The organism is Rhizobium sp. BK512, from assembly GCF_014194915.1.
Lineage (GTDB): Bacteria > Pseudomonadota > Alphaproteobacteria > Rhizobiales > Rhizobiaceae > Rhizobium.
Map to the genome: position 1 here is coordinate 115,381 of NZ_JACIAS010000010.1, position 17,068 is coordinate 132,448.

The window sequence follows — 17,068 nt, forward strand, 5'->3', positions numbered from 1 at the left end:
TTCACCGGTTGTTTACCGGGCGAAGTATAGTGTAGACGGCTGGTATCCCATAAAAAACGTAGTGATCAGCGGTCCGGATTAATGACTCAGAAGATACTTCTCGCCGAAGACGACAATGATATGCGCCGCTTCCTGGTGAAGGCGCTGGAAAAGGCCGGCTACAAGGTCCTTTCCTACGACAACGGCGCTAGCGCTTATGACCGCCTGCGTGAGGAGCCCTTCTCCCTGCTCTTGACCGATATCGTCATGCCGGAAATGGATGGCATCGAACTGGCGCGCCGCGCGACCGAACTCGATCCCGACCTGAAGGTGATGTTCATCACCGGTTTTGCAGCCGTTGCACTGAACCCTGATTCGAAGGCTCCCAAGGATGCGAAGGTCCTTTCCAAGCCTTTCCACCTGCGCGACCTCGTCGAAGAGGTCAACAAGATGCTTGCCGCATAAGGCGTCTTGGCGGATCGTCACAAAACTTCAAAAAAGCCTATTGACGGCTCCGGAGGTTTTGTGGTCTATGCGCCGACATCGGATGGGCGTGTAGCTCAGCGGGAGAGCACTACGTTGACATCGTAGGGGTCACAAGTTCGATCCTTGTCACGCCCACCATCCTAATTCGCTGAAAAGCAAGGCCTTTCGAGAAATCGAAAGGCCCTTTTAGTTTTGGCGCTGTGGCCTTCGCAGTCTCTTCTAAGACCGGTGCGAAGTGTCTGCTTGTTCGTGCCGCATTTGCCGAAACTTCCCTGAAAAGTGGCTTGACCAAACGGTTGCAATGTTGCTTCGCTCTCCCTCATTGGGGGTGCACATGAAAATTTTCATCGGATTGATATTGCTGCTGGTGTTGAGCTGGAGCCCGGCTTCCGCAAAAGAAGACATGACGCTCCGCGCGCTCATGGAGAGCAAGGAGACAAGCGTCGTCACGATGCTGATTGGCGGGGCGGGATTGACACTTCGAATAGTGAACACCCACCTCGCAGCTGAGGGCAAGCCCCTCTTATATTGCTCACCGCGGAACGTCACGATTTCGCAAACCGAGTACGTCGAAATCGTGAAGAGATATCTTGAGCGGCACCCGGATATCGGTGAGAAGACGTTCCAGGCTTACCCCTTGGTCCTGCTCAGATCACTGCAGCAAATGTATCCGTGCTGAGACGATAGAAATCCATCTTCGACGCCAAACCAAATTCGGACACAGAGCCATGCCATGCGCGATAATGGAGCCCGAGGTGTTGATTCGCCTCGTCAGTTCACGGGGTTCGAATCGAAATGAAATTATCTGCGCTTGCCATCGCCGCCTTCTCCACCCTCACTTTTGCCGCTGCAGCGCAGGCGGATGACAATTTTCCGGGTGCGCCCGGCGTCATTGCGCTTGGCGGCAAGTGCCAGAAGCTGGTCGTTGCCAAGTTTGATGCCACGAAGGGCTGCAAGGGAGAGCTGGCAAGTGTGACGCTCGTCAACGGCACGGTCACCTTCATCTTCACCTCTGATGGCAAGCTGTTGGGCTTCCAGGGCGACGGCAAGGGCATCAAGCCCGCATCCAATGGCAATGCCCGCCTGCCACTCAGCCTCGTCACCACCGGCGTCGGCAACAAGATGACGGGTGAAGTGAAGGTTGCCGGCTTCTGCACCTTCGGCAATCCCTATGCCGGCAAGCCGATGGCCATCGAGTGCACGGCGGAAAGCAAGGATTCGGCCTTCACGGGCAGCTTCCGCACCAGCGGCAAGGCGCCGACACGGAAAAACGGTGGAAAATAGCGATCGCTGACGGCCTCAGGCGCACCAGGAGCCCGAGGCAGATCCCGGCTTCCTCGCCAGGCCCTCATTGATAAGACGCGTACCGAAGGAGCGCCCGTCGCGTGAAATGACACGCGGTGCACCACGGTCATCCACCTTGCCGGCTGCATTCATGTTGAACGGACCGGCGTTCAGCAGCGCGAGCAGCCGGGATTTGGCGGCAAAGGCGATCTTCCGTTCGTCTTCACAGCGAGCGCGGTCGACATCCGGGCTCACCATATCAGCGATGACGATCTTCTCACCCTTGTACCAGAAGGTGCCGGCATCGCCGACGCAATTGATATGCTCGCCTTGCCCGCAATATCCAAAGGCGGCTTTGGCGGTTTCCGAAGAAGACGGAGTAACAGGGGAAATAGAGGCCGGCACGATCTTTGCCGTCGGCACTGGAGCCGAGGGGATCGCCGCAGGCGGCACCGGATCGTTCGTCTGCCGCGGCTTGGCGGCAGGTGCTGCGACGGCAACTTGCTTCGGTGCTTCCTTGGGTGCCTGAGGCTTGGCTTCAGCCGCTTCCCGGACAACAGCAGCCGGTGCCTTGCCGAGCATCGGGCGAATGGTCTTCCAGTTGTCATAGGCGGCAATGGCGCCTACCGCGGCGATGCCGAGCACCAGCCAGGGCATCGCGCCTCCGGAGGATGCGCTGCTCTTCCTTTTTGCCGGCGCCTTGCGGCGGCCGCGTGTCGCTGTCTTGGCCATCGATCCGATTCCCTTGAACGGGCCGGATTATCGCCGCGCAATCCTTTCCGAAAGGTTGGCAAGGCATCGCCGCGGATCGCTTTCCCAAGCCGAAATTCGCCGGAAACGAAAACGCCCGGCTTCATGGCCGGGCGTCTCGTGTAAATTCTACCTGGGACTCAGCAGCCTTGCGCTGCCGAAGCCGCCGCAGCGGGCGTCTTCGCTGTTTGCCCGCTCGGCTGCACAGATGGCATCTCGCGCTTGCCAATATCGATCCGGCGCTCGGCCGCATCGCGCACGGCCTGCCATTCATATTCGTGCTGGATGAAAATATCGCGCGGCACAAGATTGATCGTCATTCGTGTCTCACCTGTTTGATGGATTGCGGAACTGGTTTTCAGCGGACGGGTTTTGCGACATGGGCATTGTCGCTTTTGATGTCGGGACCGCCCTTTGAAAGATCGCTGCCGGTCACATGCGCCGGCACGTGAATGTCGTGGATAACACCCGGGGTCAGCGTCAGGTCCACTTGATGCGGCGGCAGAACCTGTGCCTTCTGCATACGATTGGGTTTCGCCCGCTTGATGCGGTCCGAGGCTTCCGTGCGCCTGTCGGGAACATGGGTCGAATTATGCATCGTCGCCCTCCTTCAAGAATTCTGAGCTGCGTTCGTCGGCTCAGCTAGGTTCTAACGGGTGAGCGCTCGCATGGTTCCAAAGAAATCGGTAACCGTGACCGAGCCCACGTCTTGACTGGGGCAGCAACTTCACTACCTAGTGAGGCACCCGCGCCTCATCCAGACATCGGTTGCGGGGGAACCCTGGTGCCGGGCCCCTCTGGCGAGAGTTTTTACGGCGCTCTCGTGATGTCGGTACCGCCTGCAAATTAGCCGGCGGATTTTTCATCGATGAAAAAGCTCACCATGCCAAACGCGCATGCCCGTTGCGGTATGCGTTTTTCTGTTTTCACCTCATCTTCAAAAACGGTTTGCGGCTGCGAGGTGCAGTCATGAGCCAGCCTCAATCCCACAAGTCTTCGCTCGGCTATTTCCGCTGGGCCTTCATCGTCACGGCGCTCGGCCTTGCGCTCGGCGCATTTCTCGGCTGGCAATCGACCGGCACGCTGGGCGGCATGGCAACCGTCTTCTTCATCTGCAGCGTGCTGGCCGTTCTGGAGATCTCGCTCTCCTTCGACAATGCCATCGTCAACGCCAACAAGCTGAAGGAAATGACTCCGGTCTGGCAGCACAGGTTCTTGACCTGGGGCATCATCATCGCCGTCTTCGGCATGCGCATCGTCTTCCCGTTGGCGATCGTCGCCATCGCAGCCCAGATCGGTCCGTGGGAAGCGCTCGTGTTGGCGGCCCGCGAGCCGGCAGAATATGCCCGCATCATGAATGACGCGCATCTGCCGATCGCCGCCTTCGGCGGTACCTTCCTGATGATGGTCGGCCTTACCTACTTCTTCAACCATGAGAAGGAAGTCCACTGGATCGGCTCACTGGAGCGGATCATGGCGCGTTCGTCCGCGATCAAGGGCATCGAGATCGCCTTCGTGCTCCTGCTGATCCTGCTCTTCTCCTCTCTCCTGGAGGGTGAAGACGCGACCACCTTCGTCTACTGCGCCATCTACGGTCTCGTGACCTTCCTGGTGGTCGAAGTCATCGGCGGTCTCCTCGACGCATCGCAGCGCGCGATGAGCGAAGCGGCAAAGGGTGGCCTCGGCGCCTTCATCTATCTGGAAGTTCTGGATGCCAGCTTCTCCTTCGATGGCGTCATCGGCGCCTTCGCACTGACGCAGAATCTCTTCATCATCGCCATCGGTCTCGGCATCGGCGCCATGTATGTGCGCTCGATGACGATCATGCTGGTGGAGAAGGGAACGCTTGCCGAATACCGCTACCTGGAACACGGCGCCTTCTACGCGATCCTGATCCTCTCGGTGATCATGTATGTGCAGACCTTGACGCACATACCCGAGGTCATCACTGGCCTTGGCGGCGCTGCCCTCATCGGCATCTCGCTCTGGTCCTCGATCCGCTACAACAGACAGGAGCGACAGAAGGAAGCGCATATGCCCGAACGGGAGCGCCTTCACGCCTGATAAGCAAAAGCCGCTGCGGTCTGGCGCTGCGGCTCGGATAGTCCAAAAAACAAAGCCCGCGACCATCGGTTGCGGGCTCATTCATTCAATATCTAATTTGGCATTCAATCTGCGCATTCGGCACGTCTTACCGGATGACACGGCCGAAACTTACCGGATCGATACCGAGTTCTTGCAGGTCGCGTGCGCGCGGCTTGCGGCCACCTTCGACAGCGGCGCTGACTGCGTTTGCGGCACCAAGCGCTGCAAAGGCGCGGGCCAGGAAACCCTTGTGGATCGACTTTCTGAAAGCGGACATCTTCTTTTCCTCTCGCTCTTTCGTTGACCTTTCCTAGATGGGAAAATCCGCATGCACTCACAACGCGCAAGAAATCACCGCCGCCATGCAAAAAGCGCATATTTCTTTCGCCGGCAAATGAAAAACAGTCCGGGAAACGCTACTACAAATCCAATTTTATCATTCGATTTCAATCATATGATTGGAGAGGACAGCGGATTTCAGCCGGAAAAAAATTGTTAAACGCCAAAAGAAAGGCCGGCCATGTTGCCACGGCCGGCCTGAATTAGGGGTCAGGTCGTCTTTTTGTTTTAGTCTTCATTTGCCGCGAGCTGAGAGAGAACCTGGCCGCGGCCACGCAATCTCAGGATCAGCGGGATGAGGAAGGCGGCAGCCGCCACGATCAGCAGGCCGCAGGCGATCGGCGACATGACGAGTGTGGTTACGTCACCCTGACTGATCGAGAGCGCACGGCGAAGCTGCTGCTCGGCCAGCGGTCCGAGAATGAGACCGACGACGGCAGGCGCGATCGGATAGCCGAAGATCCGCATGACATAACCGAGAACGCCAAAGCCGAGCAGCATGCCGAGTTCGAAGACCGAGGGGTTGGCGCCGATCGTGCCGAGCGTGGCAAACAGCAGGATGCCGGCGTAAAGCCACGGTTTCGGGACCGTCAGCAGGCGGACCCAGAGGCCGATCATCGGCAGGTTCAACACCAGCAGCATCGCATTGGCGATGAGCAGGCTGGCGATGAGACCCCAGACGAGCTGTGGGTTGGTGGCAAACAGCAGCGGTCCCGGCTGCAGACCATATTGCTGGAAGCCAGCGAGCATGATCGCCGCCGTCGCCGATGTCGGCAGACCGAGCGTCAGGAGCGGCACCAGAGTGCCGGCAGCCGAAGCATTGTTGGCAGCCTCCGGACCGGCAACGCCTTCAATCGCGCCATGACCGAATTCCTCCGGGTTCTTCGAAAGACGCTTTTCGGTGGCATAGGAAAGGAACGTGCCGATTTCGGCACCGCCGGCCGGCATGGCGCCGATCGGGAAGCCGATGATCGTGCCACGCAGCCAGGGCTTCCAGGAACGCGCCCAGTCCTGCGCATTCATCCAGAGCGAGCCGCGTACCGCCTCCACCTTGTCTTCGCCGCGCTTCCCCTGGGCGGCGATATAGAGTGTCTCGCCAATCGCGAACATCGCAACGGCAAGCGTCGTCACCTCAATACCGTCGAGCAGATCGGGAATGCCGAAGGACAGGCGCGCCTGCCCGGTCTGCTGGTCAATGCCGACCATGGCGAGCGCAAAGCCGATGAAGAGCGAGGTGAGACCGCGCAGCGCCGAATCCCCGAAGGCCGAGGAGACGGTGACGAAGGCAAGCACCATCAGCGCGAAATATTCGCGCGGACCGAAAACCAATGCCAGTTTGACGATGTAGGGTGCCACGAAAGCAAGGCCGAGTGTGGCGATAAGGCCGGCGACGAACGAGCCGATGGCCGCTGTCGCCAGCGCCGGTCCGCCGCGCCCAGCCCGCGCCATCTTGTTGCCCTCGAGCGCCGTGACGATCGAGGCGCTTTCACCCGGCGTATTCAAAAGGATCGACGTGGTCGAGCCGCCATACATGCCGCCGTAATAGATGCCGGCGAACATGATGAGCGAGCCGCCCGGGTCGAGCTTGTAGGTGGCAGGAAGAAGCAGCGCGACCGTCAGCGCCGGGCCGATTCCCGGCAGCACGCCGACGGCGGTGCCGAGGGTTACGCCGATGAGGGCGTAAAGCAGGTTTATCGGCTGCGCAGCAACCAGAATGCCCTGCCAGAGGAATTCGAATGTGCTCATGGTTTTTTCCCAAGCGGCGGCTCCTGAGGGGGCACAGGACCATCCGCGCAAAAAGCAACGAAACTGAGAGCGCCCGGTGCGAGGCGAGCGCTATCAGAAGAACAGGTGTTCGAGCGGCCCGGCCGGCAGCGAGAGCTGCAGGAGCTGCGAGAAGATCGTCCAGACAATGAAACTCATGATGATGCCGATAGGCAGCGAGAACCAGATCTGGCGCTTGCCGAAACCGCGCGCGGTGAGTGCAAAGAGTACGCCCGTCGCAATCGAGAAACCGGCGGTGCGCAGGAGCAGCATCTGTCCGGCAAGGCCCGCCACAACCCAGATGACTGGCGCCACTTCCTGATGTTCGCGTTCCGGAAAATCGCCGCGCCAGGCTTCGAAAGCCGTCCAGATGCCAAGACAGAAGAGGCCGAGTGCTACGACTTTCGGCACTGTCGACGGTCCGATGCGGTCATACTGCGCGATCGTCTTCAGATGCGAGGCATCCCAGAAGACCACGACGGCGACCACGATGAGGAAAGGGGCAATGATCAGCGCCGCCCAATCGGGGCGGCGCTTCGTTGCCGATGAGGTATCGGCTTCACTCATTGAACGAGACCGATATCTTTGAGAATGCCCGCGGTAGCCGAGACATCCTTTTCGAGCTGCGCCTTGAACTCGTCGCCTGCAAGGTAGGTGTCGGCCCAGCCCTTGGTCTTCAGGGTTTCCTGCCAGGCGGCAGACTTGTGCAGTTTGTCGAAGTCAGCCGCAATCGAGGCAACTTCTTCATCGGTCAGGCCCGGAGCGGCAGCAACCATGCGCCAGTTCTGGATGGAAACGTCGGTACCGGCTTCCTTGAAGGTCGGTGCATCGACGCCGTCGATGCGGGCATCACTGGAAACGCCGAGCAGACGCAGCGTGCCGGCTTTCACCTGCGATTCGAATTCGCTGTAGCTCGAAATGCCAGCTGTGACCTGGCCGCCGAGGATAGCGGCGAGTGCTTCGCCGCCGCCCGAGAAGGCGACATAGTTGATCTTGGTCGGATCGACACCGGAAGCTTTGGCGATCAGACCAACGGCGATGTGGTCCGTGCCGCCGGCAGAACCGCCGCCCCAGGAAACGGCGCCGGGATCGGCCTTCAGCTTGGTGACGAGATCGGCGAGCGTCTTGATGTCGGACGCGGCGGGAACGACGACAGCTTCATACTCGCCGGTCAGGCGAGCGATCGGGGTGACATCCTTCAGCGTGACGACCGACTTGTTGGTCAGCAGCGCGCCAACCATGACGTAGCCGCCGACAATCAGAGCGTTCGGATTGCCTGCACTCTGGCTGCTGAATTGCGCAAGACCGATGGAGCCGCCGGCGCCCGGCACGTTCTGAACCTGAACACTCTTGGAAATACCTTCCTGCTGCAGCACCGTCTGCAGTGAGCGAGCCGTCTGGTCCCAGCCGCCGCCGGGCGCTGCCGGAGCGATGATGGTGTAATCGGCGGCGTAGGCCGGCAGCGCAATAGCCGCTGCCAAAAGAGTTGCGATGAAAGTGTGCTTCACGATGTGTCCTCCGTGCTGCGGCTGAGCGAACCGCCAGTGCTATTTTTTGAAAATGAGGAGAGATCACCGATCGGTGGACGCAATTGTCCTGATAGCGAGCGGAAGTCCTCCCGGAATTCTTCAACTCTCCGCCTCCACGGAGATGAAGTAGCCCAAGCCATCATATGAAGCTGTCATTTAGCTGACATCCTCCGGATATCCAGTGCGGCAGGACACTTTTTTGCCGCAATTCGGCTACCTTCGCGCGAAAGACGGCAGCACATACCCGGGGTAGGCACATGACTAGTACATTGTCTGTACTGGACGCCAGCGGAGACATGGCGGATACTTCGCGGGGGGCGATCGGAAGGCAAATGGCGGATGAGTACCAAGGCCGATTGCCATCCCGAGGCACGCTCCGCCCGCGAGCCGACCTGGAGCACTTCAAGAAACCGGTAGAAGGCTGCGCTCAAAACCTGAATTAGGCGAAACCGGCGAGCGATCGCGGCAATGGCCCATCCTCGCCGATACGAGGGGAAACATGCCATGCAAACCATAGGAGATGCCACAGCTCAACCCGCGCCGGATCTCGCCGCGCTGAAGTCGCGTCAGCAGTCGGCCTGGGCATCCGGCGACTATTCCGTCATCGGCGCCCGGCTGCAGATCGTCGGCGAAAATCTATGCGAGGCCCTCGACCTGCGTTCCGGCGAAAAGGTTCTCGATATTGCTGCCGGCAACGGCAATGCGACGCTTGCTGCTGCGCGTCGCTGGGCCGAGGTGACCTCGACCGACTACATTCCGGAACTTCTGGAGCGCGGCCGAGAGCGGGCGATAGCAAACGGCCTGGCGGTGAACTTCCAGCAGGCCGACGCGGAAGCATTGCCCTTCAAGGATGCAAGCTTCGATGTCGTCGTCTCCACGTTCGGCGTCATGTTCACACCGGATCAGGACAAGGCGGCAAAGGAAATGCTGCGAGTCTCCCGGCGCGGCGGGCGCATCGGCATGGCCAACTGGACGCCGGAGAGCTTCATCGGCCAGGTCTTCAAGACGATAGGCAAGCATATTCCGCCCATGCCGGGCGTCAGGTCGCCTGCACTCTGGGGTACGAAGGCCCGGCTGGAGGAAATGTTCGGCGGCCAGGCCGGCATCGAGGCAACGTCGCGGATGTATAATTTCCGCTATCGCTCGCCGGCACATTGGCTGGAGGTTTTCCGCACCTGGTATGGTCCCGTCTACAAGGCTTTCGAGGCTCTGCCGCAGCCGGGAAAGACGGCTCTCGAGGAGGACTTCCTCGCGCTCATCGCACGCTTCAACCGCGCCAAGGATGGCACTATGGTCGTGCCGGCGGAATATCTGGAAGTGGTGATTCACAAAGGCTGATTGCTGCGGTTATGGCAGCATCGATGCGAAAAGGTGAGGTTTGCGGCAAGCGAACTTCGCCCCTTGCCATTACCGGCGCTGCCAAGCGGCGGCACCGGCGAGCGGGTTCCTATTGCGTCCGCAGCACCTCATTCCAGTGCGCAATCAGCCGGGCGCGTTTCACCTGGTCGAGATAGACCATGAGACCGGGGCTGACCGGCACCGGACGCAACTGTGCGCCGAGCAGTTCCTGCAAGGTATTGGCGGTGTTCTCGCCGGCAACTTCCGGGCTGACGGCCGGTATCTGCAACTCGCGCGCCATGATCGTCTGGCCCTCCTTCGACATGAAGAAGGCAAGGTATCGCCGCCCGAGTTCCGGTTCGGCGGCCGCCTGCGGCACCAGGCCGATACGTGACATCACGACCGTATAGTCCTTCGGCAACACGATGCCGACATCAGGATGACGCGAAGCCCAATCGGCCGCATAGGAACCGAGAATATTGTAGCCGAGCACGAAGCGCCCGTCGGCGACCCGCTCGAGGATCGCCGAACTCGTGGAGTAGAGTTTCACGCCGGCCGCGCCCATCGCACCGATCACCGACCAGATGTCGCCGAACTGCTCCTGATCGCGCGCCATGAACAAAAAGCCCACGCCGGAACGTTCGATGTCATAAGTCCCGATCCGTCCATAGACTTCATTGCCCTTGCGCTTGAGGTAATCGACGAATTCTGCTCGCGAACTCGGGACAGATTCATGAACGAAGCTCGGCTTGTGATAAACGAAGACGGCCGGTTCGAAGGTCAATGCATAGGCCGTGTTGCGCCAGTTCGCCCATTTCGGCCATTGGGCGCTCATCGGCAGATCGCTCACCTGCGCATAGCCGTCATTCGAAAGCTTTACCTGCAGGTCCATTGCAGAGGAGAAGGCGAAGTCCGCCGTCTTGTGACCTGCATCTGTCTCCTTGACGATACGGTCGTATATATCTCCTGTCAGCATGTCCTCATATTTGACCGCCACATCCGGATTGGCGTCCTGAAAGCCGGCGATCATGGGCTGGGCCAGCGGCTCGTCGAGCGAGGAATAGACGGTCAGCACCGGCGCGCCAGCATTGCCCGACCTCGCCGGATAGAAGACCTGATCCGCGACCGCAAAGCCGGGCAGCAGGCACAAAAACAGAAAAAAAACGCTCCTCATCGAGCAAGAATGCCCGAGCTGCACAGGCCAGACAAGGGTCGGTTTCCAATGGTCGCTACCGTCGGGCTTCAAAGCTCACGCTCGAAGAAGAGCAGGATCGGCTTCAGATCATCGGGAATGTCGTAATAGGCGTCTCGCTCGCGAAAACCCAGGCGGCGATAGAGTTTCTGGGCAGCGACCTGCCGATGGCCGGTATCGAGCCGCATCATCCGGTAGCCATCCTTCTTGGCCTGGGCAAGGGACGCCTCACAGAGCGCCTGCGCTGCCCCGCTGCCGCGTGCCAGATCGGAAACGAAGAGCCGCTTCATCTCCGATATGCCCGGCGCGATCTCATGCTGCATCACGCAGCCGACAATCTCTCCATCCAGCCGCGCCAGGAACATTGCGCCCTGTGGTCTTGCGTGGATCTTCGGCAAATCGGCGAGCATCGCCTCGAATTTTTCCGGGCTGTAGTAAAGTTCGATCTGAGCCCGCTCGTCCGGATAATTGTCGTAGAGCCATTGTCGGAAGGCCCGGCTGAGATGCCGAACAGCATCGATCTCTTCAAGGCTTTCCACCAGTGCGACCGACAGATTCCCCATCCGCAAAGCCTCCCCGAGCTTCGCTCTTGTATTTATCATGACAGGCTGCGCCCCGCCATCGGCATGTCGGCGCATCGAAACTGGTCAACGGCGTCGCAGTGGATCCGGCTCACGACATGCGGCGCGTTTCTTCCCTCGGCAGTTTGCTGCCGCGGGGCGTGAGTTTCCACGCACCACTCTCCATTCACCAATTACCAGAATCGCTGTGACATCGGGCTGCCGTCCCTGATAAACTCCCTCAAAAATTCGAGGGAAACATCCGTTGCGCATCCTGCTGACCGAAGACAATATCGCGCTGGCCGACGGCCTGTCGGCGATCTTGCGTGGTACGGGCCATGCCGTAGATGTCGTCCATGACGGAGCCTCGGCTAACGCCGTGATTGCAGCCGAAAATTTCGATCTCGTCATTCTTGACCTGAACCTGCCTGAGATGGACGGGCTCGATGTGCTGCGCGCCATGCGCGCTCGCGGCAGCAGGGCTGCAGTGCTTATCCTGACAGCCCGCGGTTCCCCGGAAGAACGCGTCAAAGGGTTGGATCTCGGCGCTGACGACTATCTTATAAAGCCCTTCGACATTGCCGAATTCGAGGCGCGCGTCCGCGTGCTCCTGCGTCGCCAGGCCGGGCTGCATTCCTCGACCGTCAGCTTCGGGGCGATCTCGCTCGACCTCAACTCCCGCGCTTTTTCGGCCGGTGCCACTCCGCTCGATATTCCAGCCCGCGAGCTCGGCCTTCTGGAAATCCTCTTCATGCGTGCTGGCAAGGTCGTCGCCAAGGAAGCAATCATGCAGTCGCTGACCGCTTTCGATGACGACATTTCGTCCAATGCTATCGAGCAATATGTCAGCCGGCTGCGGAAAAGGCTCTCGCCGCACGGCCTGACGGTCAAGACCGCACGCGGCATCGGCTATTACCTCGACAAACTGCCCGAGGCCTCATGACGGCTGCCTATTCGCTCCGGCGCCGATTGCTTTTCTGGCTGCTTGTCTCGACCGCCGTTATCGGCACGCTGGCGCTTGCCGATACCTGGCGCGAGGCCGTGCAGACATCGAACATCGTTTCCGATCGTGTGCTCGCCGGCTCGGCACTCGCGATAGCCGAACGCGTGGTCGTCGCCGAAGACGGCACGCTCGAGGTCGACATTCCCTATGTCGCGCTGGAGATGCTCACCTCGGCAGCGCAGGACCGTGTCTTCTACCGTGTCGACGGCCCGCCCGGAACGTTCATCACCGGATATCAGGCGCTTCCGGTATTGAAGGAAACGCAGGGCGATACCGCCGCCTTCGCCGACGACATCTTCCGTGGCGAGCCGATCCGCGTCGCGACTTTGGGACGATCCGCCTCGACCGGCATCCGCTCCGTGCCGTTCGTTGTCACCGTCGCAGAAACGACCATCGCCCGCCGTCAGCTCGCCCAGGCGATCCTCGTGCGCTCGGCCCTGCGTCTCGCTGTCATGATTGCCGGTGCTGCCGTCATCGTCTGGATCTCCGTCACGGTGGCACTGCGACCGCTCTACAAGCTTGGCGACGCTATCGGCGAACGCAGCCCAGACGACCTGCATCCGATCGAACAATCCGTGCCGAGCGAGGTGCAGCCGCTCGTCGATACCGTCAACTCCTTCATGGTGCGCCTGCAATCGGCCCTCGATGCGCTGCGCAATTTCACCGGCAATGCCAGCCATCAGCTGCGCACGCCGCTTGCCATCATCCGCACCCAGCTTGCCCTCTCCGTTCGCTCCACCTCGCTGGATGAGGCACAGCACGCTGCCCTCAAGGGCGATCAGGCGGTCGCCCATGCCGAGCGCATCCTTGCGCAGCTTCTGCTCATGGCCAAGATCGATGCCGCCACCGCCAAGGAAGCGCTGACGGCCTCGGCCATCGATCTCACCGCCATCGCCCAGGAGATCACCGGCGAGCAGATCCCGCGTGCTGCCGAAGCCGGCATCGATCTCGGCTTCGAGGGGGAAGGCCCTGCCATGATCCGCGCCGAACCGCTGCTGATCGGCGAAATGCTGCGCAATCTTGCCGGCAACGCCATTGCCTATGCCGGCCAGGGCGCAGAAGTGACCGTGCGGATCCTTGAAGATGCCGAGACGGTGCGGCTGGAGGTCGAGGATAACGGCCCGGGCATTCCACCCGAAAAGCTCGAAGCGGTCAGAAAGCGTTTCTCGCGCGGCAATGAATCCGGTGCGCCAGGCGCTGGTCTCGGCCTGCCGATCGTTGAGGAAATCGCCAATCTTTTCAACGCGAGACTGACACTCATCCCCGGCCGCGGCGGCAGGGGCTTGAAGGCGTCGGTGACCTTCAACAGGGCCGCCTGAACGTCATCCTCGCGTTAACCTTTCTGCCTTGCATTCTTTCGCTGCATTGCACACACTGGCTTTGGGAACAGCTAAGCCGATCAACGGCACGCGGACAAAAAGAGCAATATGTCGATCAAAGCCAGCATCTATCATCTGACCCATTATCAATATGACAAACCGGTCCGCCTCGGCCCACAGATCATCCGCCTGAAGCCCGCCTCGCATTCGAAGACACGGGTCCTGAGCCATTCGCTGAAGGTCACGCCGTCGAACCATTTCGTGAACCTGCAGCAGGATCCATACGGCAACTACCTCGCCCGCTTCGTCTTCCCCGACCCGGTGACCGAATTCAAGATCGAGGTCGATCTCGTCGCCGACATGACGGTTTACAATCCCTTCGACTTCTTCGTCGAAGAGGAAGCGACGATGTGGCCCTTCGACTATCCGGAAACGATCCGTGAAGACCTGACGATATACATGCAGCCGGAAGAGCCCGGCCCGCGCCTGAAGGCCTTCCTCGAAACGCTCGACCGCTCGGAGCAGAAGACCGTCGACATGGTCGTCGGCCTGAACATGCGTCTGCAGCAGCAGATCGGCTATGTGATCCGCATGGAAGCCGGCGTCCAGACACCGGAAGAGACGCTCGAGACTGCCAAGGGCTCTTGCCGCGACACGAGCTGGCTGCTCGTCCAGATATTGCGCCACCTCGGCCTCGCCACCCGCTTCGTCTCCGGTTATCTCATCCAGCTGACCCCGGACCTCAAGGCGCTCGATGGGCCATCCGGCACGGAGTATGATTTTACCGACCTTCATGCCTGGGCCGAAGTCTACCTTCCCGGCGCCGGCTGGATCGGGCTCGACCCGACCTCGGGCCTCTTGACAGGCGAGAGCCATATCCCGCTTGCCGCCACTCCGCATTTCCGCAATGCCGCGCCGATCTCGGGTGGCTATTTCGGCGAAGCCGAGACCGAATTCGCCTTCGACATGAAGGTTGCCCGCGTCGCCGAGCATCCGCGCATCACCAAGCCCTTTTCAGACGACGCCTGGGACCAACTAAACGAGCTTGGCGAAAAGGTCGACCACATCCTCGAAGCCGAAGATGTGCGCCTCACCATGGGCGGCGAACCGACCTTTGTCTCCATCGACGATTTCCAGTCGGATGAATGGAACACCGAAGCCGTCGGCCCGACGAAGCGCGAAAAGGCGGATGCCTTGATCCGCCGGCTGCGCGCCCGTTTTGCTCCAGATGGCTTCCTGCACTACGGCCAGGGCAAGTGGTATCCGGGCGAAAGCCTGCCGCGCTGGACCTTCTCGCTCTACTGGCGCAAGGATGGCTTGCCGATCTGGTCGAATGACAATCTCGTTGCCACCGAGGGCCGCAACTATCAGGTCACCGAGGATGATGCCGGCCGCCTGCTGACTGCGATTGCCGGCGAACTCGATCTTTCGCCCGACTATGTCACACCGGCCTTCGAAGACCCCGCCGAATGGCTGGTCAAAGAAGCGAGCCTACCCGAAAACGTTGATCCGTCGAACTCCAAGCTGGAGAATGCAGAGGAGCGCAGCCGTATAGCCCGCGTCTTCGATCGCGGGCTGACCCGACCGACCGGCTACGTTCTGCCCGTTCAGGCATGGAACGCGCGCGCCACCGGTCGCAGTTGGACCAGCGAGAAATGGTCGACACGGCGCGGCCGGATCTTCCTCATGCCGGGCGACAGTCCGGTCGGCTACCGCCTTCCGCTAAACTCCCTCGCCTATATCCCGCCGTCGCAATATCCCTACATCAATCCGCTCGACCCCTTCATGCAGCGGCCCGAACTACCGGATTTCGCACGAGATAGCGGGAGAGCGTTGCAGGCCGCACACTTCCAGCCTTTCACCGGCCAGCAACTGACCATGCCGCAGTCGGCCAGCGAAATTGGCGGACACATTCGTACCGCCCTTTCCGTCGAGCCGCGCGATGGCCGCCTCTGCGTATTCATGCCACCAACCGAGACGCTCGAAGATTATCTCGATCTCATCGCCTCGACCGAACGCGCCGCCGCCGCTCTCGGCCTTGCCGTCCATATCGAAGGTTATGCGCCGCCACAGGATGAGCGCATCAACGTCATCCGCGTGGCGCCCGATCCTGGCGTCATCGAGGTCAACATTCACCCTTCCTCGACCTGGAAGGAGACGGTGGACATCACCACCGCCATTTACGAGGAAGCGCGAGAGAGCCGCCTCGGCGCCGACAAGTTCATGATCGACGGCCGCCACACCGGCACCGGCGGCGGCAATCACGTCGTCGTCGGCGGCAGCAATCCGAACAACAGTCCGTTCCTGCGCCGTCCGGACCTGCTGAAAAGCCTGGTGCTGCACTGGCAGCGCCATCCGTCGCTCTCCTATCTCTTCTCCGGCCTCTTCATCGGCCCGACCAGCCAGGCGCCACGCATCGACGAAGCCCGTCACGACAGTCTCTACGAACTGGAAATCGCGCTGGCGCAGATCCCCGCTCCCGGACGCGGCCTGCAGCCCCTGCCCTGGCTCGTCGATCGCCTGTTCCGCAACCTGCTGATCGACGTGACCGGAAATACCCATCGCGCCGAAATCTGCATCGACAAGCTCTTCTCACCCGACGGCCCGACCGGCCGCCTCGGCCTCGTCGAATTTCGTGGCTTCGAAATGCCGCCGAATGCCCGCATGTCGCTCGCCCAGCAATTGCTGGTGCGGGCACTCATCGCCCGCTTCTGGACGAATCCGGCCGAAGGCAGGTTCGTGCGCTGGGGCACGTCACTGCATGACCGTTTCATGCTGCCGCACTATGTCTGGCAGGACTTCCTCGATGTGCTCTCCGACCTTCGTGAAAACGGGTTCGATCTCAGCTCCGACTGGTTCAAGGCTCAACTCGAATTCCGCTTCCCCTTCTGCGGCGAAGTCGAATACGAGGGCTCGAAGCTGGAGTTGCGCCAGGCGCTGGAGCCCTGGCACGTCATGGGCGAACAAGGAGCGGTCGGCGGCACGGTGCGCTACGTCGATTCGTCCGTCGAACGCCTGCAGGTTCGCCTCGAATCCGGCAATGCCTCGCGCTACGCCGTCACCTGCAACGGTCGCATCGTACCGCTGACGCCGACGGGCACATCTGGGGTGTCGATCGCAGGCGTGCGTTTCAAGGCCTGGCAGCCGGCTTCCGGTTTACATCCCGTGCTGCCCGTGAATACGCCTTTGACTTTTGATATTTATGATACATGGTCGAAACGTTCGATTGGCGGCTGCATCTATCACGTTGCCCATCCGGGCGGGCGGAACTATGACACCTTCCCGGTCAACGGCAACGAGGCGGAAGCGCGCCGACTCGCCCGCTTCGAACCGTGGGGACACACGGCGGGCGGTTATATTCCGCGCGCCGAGACGGTCTCGCCTGAATTCCCGCTCACGCTGGATCTGAGGCGACCCGCTGGAATTTGAAGAAACTGGGT

The 17,068-nt window shown here is 60.7% G+C and carries 17 protein-coding genes and 1 tRNA gene; 9 read left to right on the forward strand and 9 right to left on the reverse strand.

All coding sequences use genetic code 11. The features are described from left to right. Nucleotides 1-81: 81 nt before the first annotated feature. The 4 genes from cpdR1 (at nt 82) to FHX06_RS29680 (ending at nt 1,749) form a co-directional block, all read left to right on the forward strand. The gene (gene cpdR1 / locus FHX06_RS29665) at nt 82-444 is read left to right on the forward strand and encodes a response regulator CpdR1 (RefSeq protein WP_007527565.1); all 363 of its coding nucleotides are present in this window, start codon (nt 82-84) and stop codon (nt 442-444) included. Between the two features lie 84 nt (nt 445-528). Then, a tRNA-Val gene (locus tag FHX06_RS29670) sits at nt 529-603 on the forward strand. A gap of 196 nt (nt 604-799) precedes the next feature. Further along, nucleotides 800-1,144 carry a hypothetical protein gene (locus FHX06_RS29675; RefSeq protein WP_183881840.1) on the forward strand — a complete coding sequence of 115 codons (345 nt, stop codon included), beginning with the start codon at nt 800-802 and terminating at the stop codon, nt 1,142-1,144. A 116-nt stretch (nt 1,145-1,260) separates the two neighbouring features. Further along, on the forward strand, nt 1,261-1,749 hold the full coding sequence (locus FHX06_RS29680; protein WP_183881842.1) for a hypothetical protein: 489 nt from the start codon (nt 1,261-1,263) through the stop codon (nt 1,747-1,749). Nucleotides 1,750-1,764: 15 nt separating this feature from the next. Here FHX06_RS29680 and FHX06_RS29685 read toward each other — a convergent pair whose 3' ends face one another. The 3 genes from FHX06_RS29685 to FHX06_RS29695 all read right to left on the reverse strand — a co-directional run bounded on the left by FHX06_RS29685 (nt 1,765) and on the right by FHX06_RS29695 (nt 3,097). Next, on the reverse strand, nt 1,765-2,481 hold the full coding sequence (locus tag FHX06_RS29685; protein ID WP_113117270.1) for a hypothetical protein: 717 nt from the start codon (nt 2,479-2,481) through the stop codon (nt 1,765-1,767). A gap of 158 nt (nt 2,482-2,639) precedes the next feature. Next, a complete protein-coding gene (locus FHX06_RS29690; protein ID WP_113117269.1) occupies nt 2,640-2,819 on the reverse strand; it encodes a hypothetical protein in 180 nt (59 codons plus the stop codon). A gap of 38 nt (nt 2,820-2,857) precedes the next feature. Beyond that, entirely contained in the window at nt 2,858-3,097 is a 240-nt protein-coding gene (locus tag FHX06_RS29695) for a hypothetical protein (protein ID WP_183881844.1), read from the reverse strand. A gap of 371 nt (nt 3,098-3,468) precedes the next feature. Between FHX06_RS29695 and FHX06_RS29700 the strand changes: the two genes are divergently transcribed. Then, the gene (locus FHX06_RS29700) at nt 3,469-4,563 is read left to right on the forward strand and encodes a DUF475 domain-containing protein (protein ID WP_183881845.1); all 1,095 of its coding nucleotides are present in this window, start codon (nt 3,469-3,471) and stop codon (nt 4,561-4,563) included. A 127-nt stretch (nt 4,564-4,690) separates the two neighbouring features. On the opposite strand, the gene FHX06_RS29705 is transcribed toward FHX06_RS29700, so the two are convergent. The 4 genes from FHX06_RS29705 to FHX06_RS29720 all read right to left on the reverse strand — a co-directional run bounded on the left by FHX06_RS29705 (nt 4,691) and on the right by FHX06_RS29720 (nt 8,195). Continuing rightward, nucleotides 4,691-4,861: a hypothetical protein gene (locus tag FHX06_RS29705; RefSeq protein WP_183881847.1), complete on the reverse strand. Its 171-nt coding sequence runs from the start codon at nt 4,859-4,861 to the stop codon at nt 4,691-4,693. 290 nt (nt 4,862-5,151) lie between these two features. Then, a complete protein-coding gene (locus tag FHX06_RS29710) occupies nt 5,152-6,669 on the reverse strand; it encodes a tripartite tricarboxylate transporter permease (RefSeq protein ID WP_112544168.1) in 1,518 nt (505 codons plus the stop codon). 93 nt (nt 6,670-6,762) lie between these two features. Next, a complete protein-coding gene (locus FHX06_RS29715) occupies nt 6,763-7,254 on the reverse strand; it encodes a tripartite tricarboxylate transporter TctB family protein (RefSeq protein ID WP_112968781.1) in 492 nt (163 codons plus the stop codon). Continuing rightward, on the reverse strand, nt 7,251-8,195 hold the full coding sequence (locus FHX06_RS29720; RefSeq protein ID WP_112544171.1) for a Bug family tripartite tricarboxylate transporter substrate binding protein: 945 nt from the start codon (nt 8,193-8,195) through the stop codon (nt 7,251-7,253). Before FHX06_RS29720 ends, FHX06_RS29715 begins: the two co-directional genes overlap by 4 nt. Before the next feature lie 525 nt (nt 8,196-8,720). Here FHX06_RS29720 and FHX06_RS29725 point away from each other — a divergent pair. After that, nucleotides 8,721-9,554 (forward strand): class I SAM-dependent methyltransferase, encoded by an 834-nt coding sequence (locus FHX06_RS29725; RefSeq protein ID WP_113211927.1) that lies wholly within the window; start codon nt 8,721-8,723, stop codon nt 9,552-9,554. A gap of 109 nt (nt 9,555-9,663) precedes the next feature. On the opposite strand, the gene FHX06_RS29730 is transcribed toward FHX06_RS29725, so the two are convergent. Both FHX06_RS29730 and FHX06_RS29735 read right to left on the reverse strand, forming a co-directional pair. Next, entirely contained in the window at nt 9,664-10,728 is a 1,065-nt protein-coding gene (locus FHX06_RS29730) for an ABC transporter substrate-binding protein (RefSeq protein WP_183881849.1), read from the reverse strand. A gap of 68 nt (nt 10,729-10,796) precedes the next feature. After that, the gene (locus tag FHX06_RS29735) at nt 10,797-11,309 is read right to left on the reverse strand and encodes a GNAT family N-acetyltransferase (protein WP_113204544.1); all 513 of its coding nucleotides are present in this window, start codon (nt 11,307-11,309) and stop codon (nt 10,797-10,799) included. 262 nt (nt 11,310-11,571) lie between these two features. Here FHX06_RS29735 and FHX06_RS29740 point away from each other — a divergent pair, with 262 nt between their 5' ends. The 3 genes from FHX06_RS29740 to FHX06_RS29750 all read left to right on the forward strand — a co-directional run bounded on the left by FHX06_RS29740 (nt 11,572) and on the right by FHX06_RS29750 (nt 17,057). After that, the gene (locus FHX06_RS29740; RefSeq protein WP_183881851.1) at nt 11,572-12,249 is read left to right on the forward strand and encodes a response regulator transcription factor; all 678 of its coding nucleotides are present in this window, start codon (nt 11,572-11,574) and stop codon (nt 12,247-12,249) included. Further along, entirely contained in the window at nt 12,246-13,628 is a 1,383-nt protein-coding gene (locus FHX06_RS29745) for a sensor histidine kinase (protein ID WP_183881853.1), read from the forward strand. Before FHX06_RS29740 ends, FHX06_RS29745 begins: the two co-directional genes overlap by 4 nt. 108 nt (nt 13,629-13,736) lie before the next feature. Further along, entirely contained in the window at nt 13,737-17,057 is a 3,321-nt protein-coding gene (locus tag FHX06_RS29750; protein WP_183881855.1) for a DUF2126 domain-containing protein, read from the forward strand. The last annotated feature ends 11 nt before the right edge of the window (nt 17,058-17,068 follow it).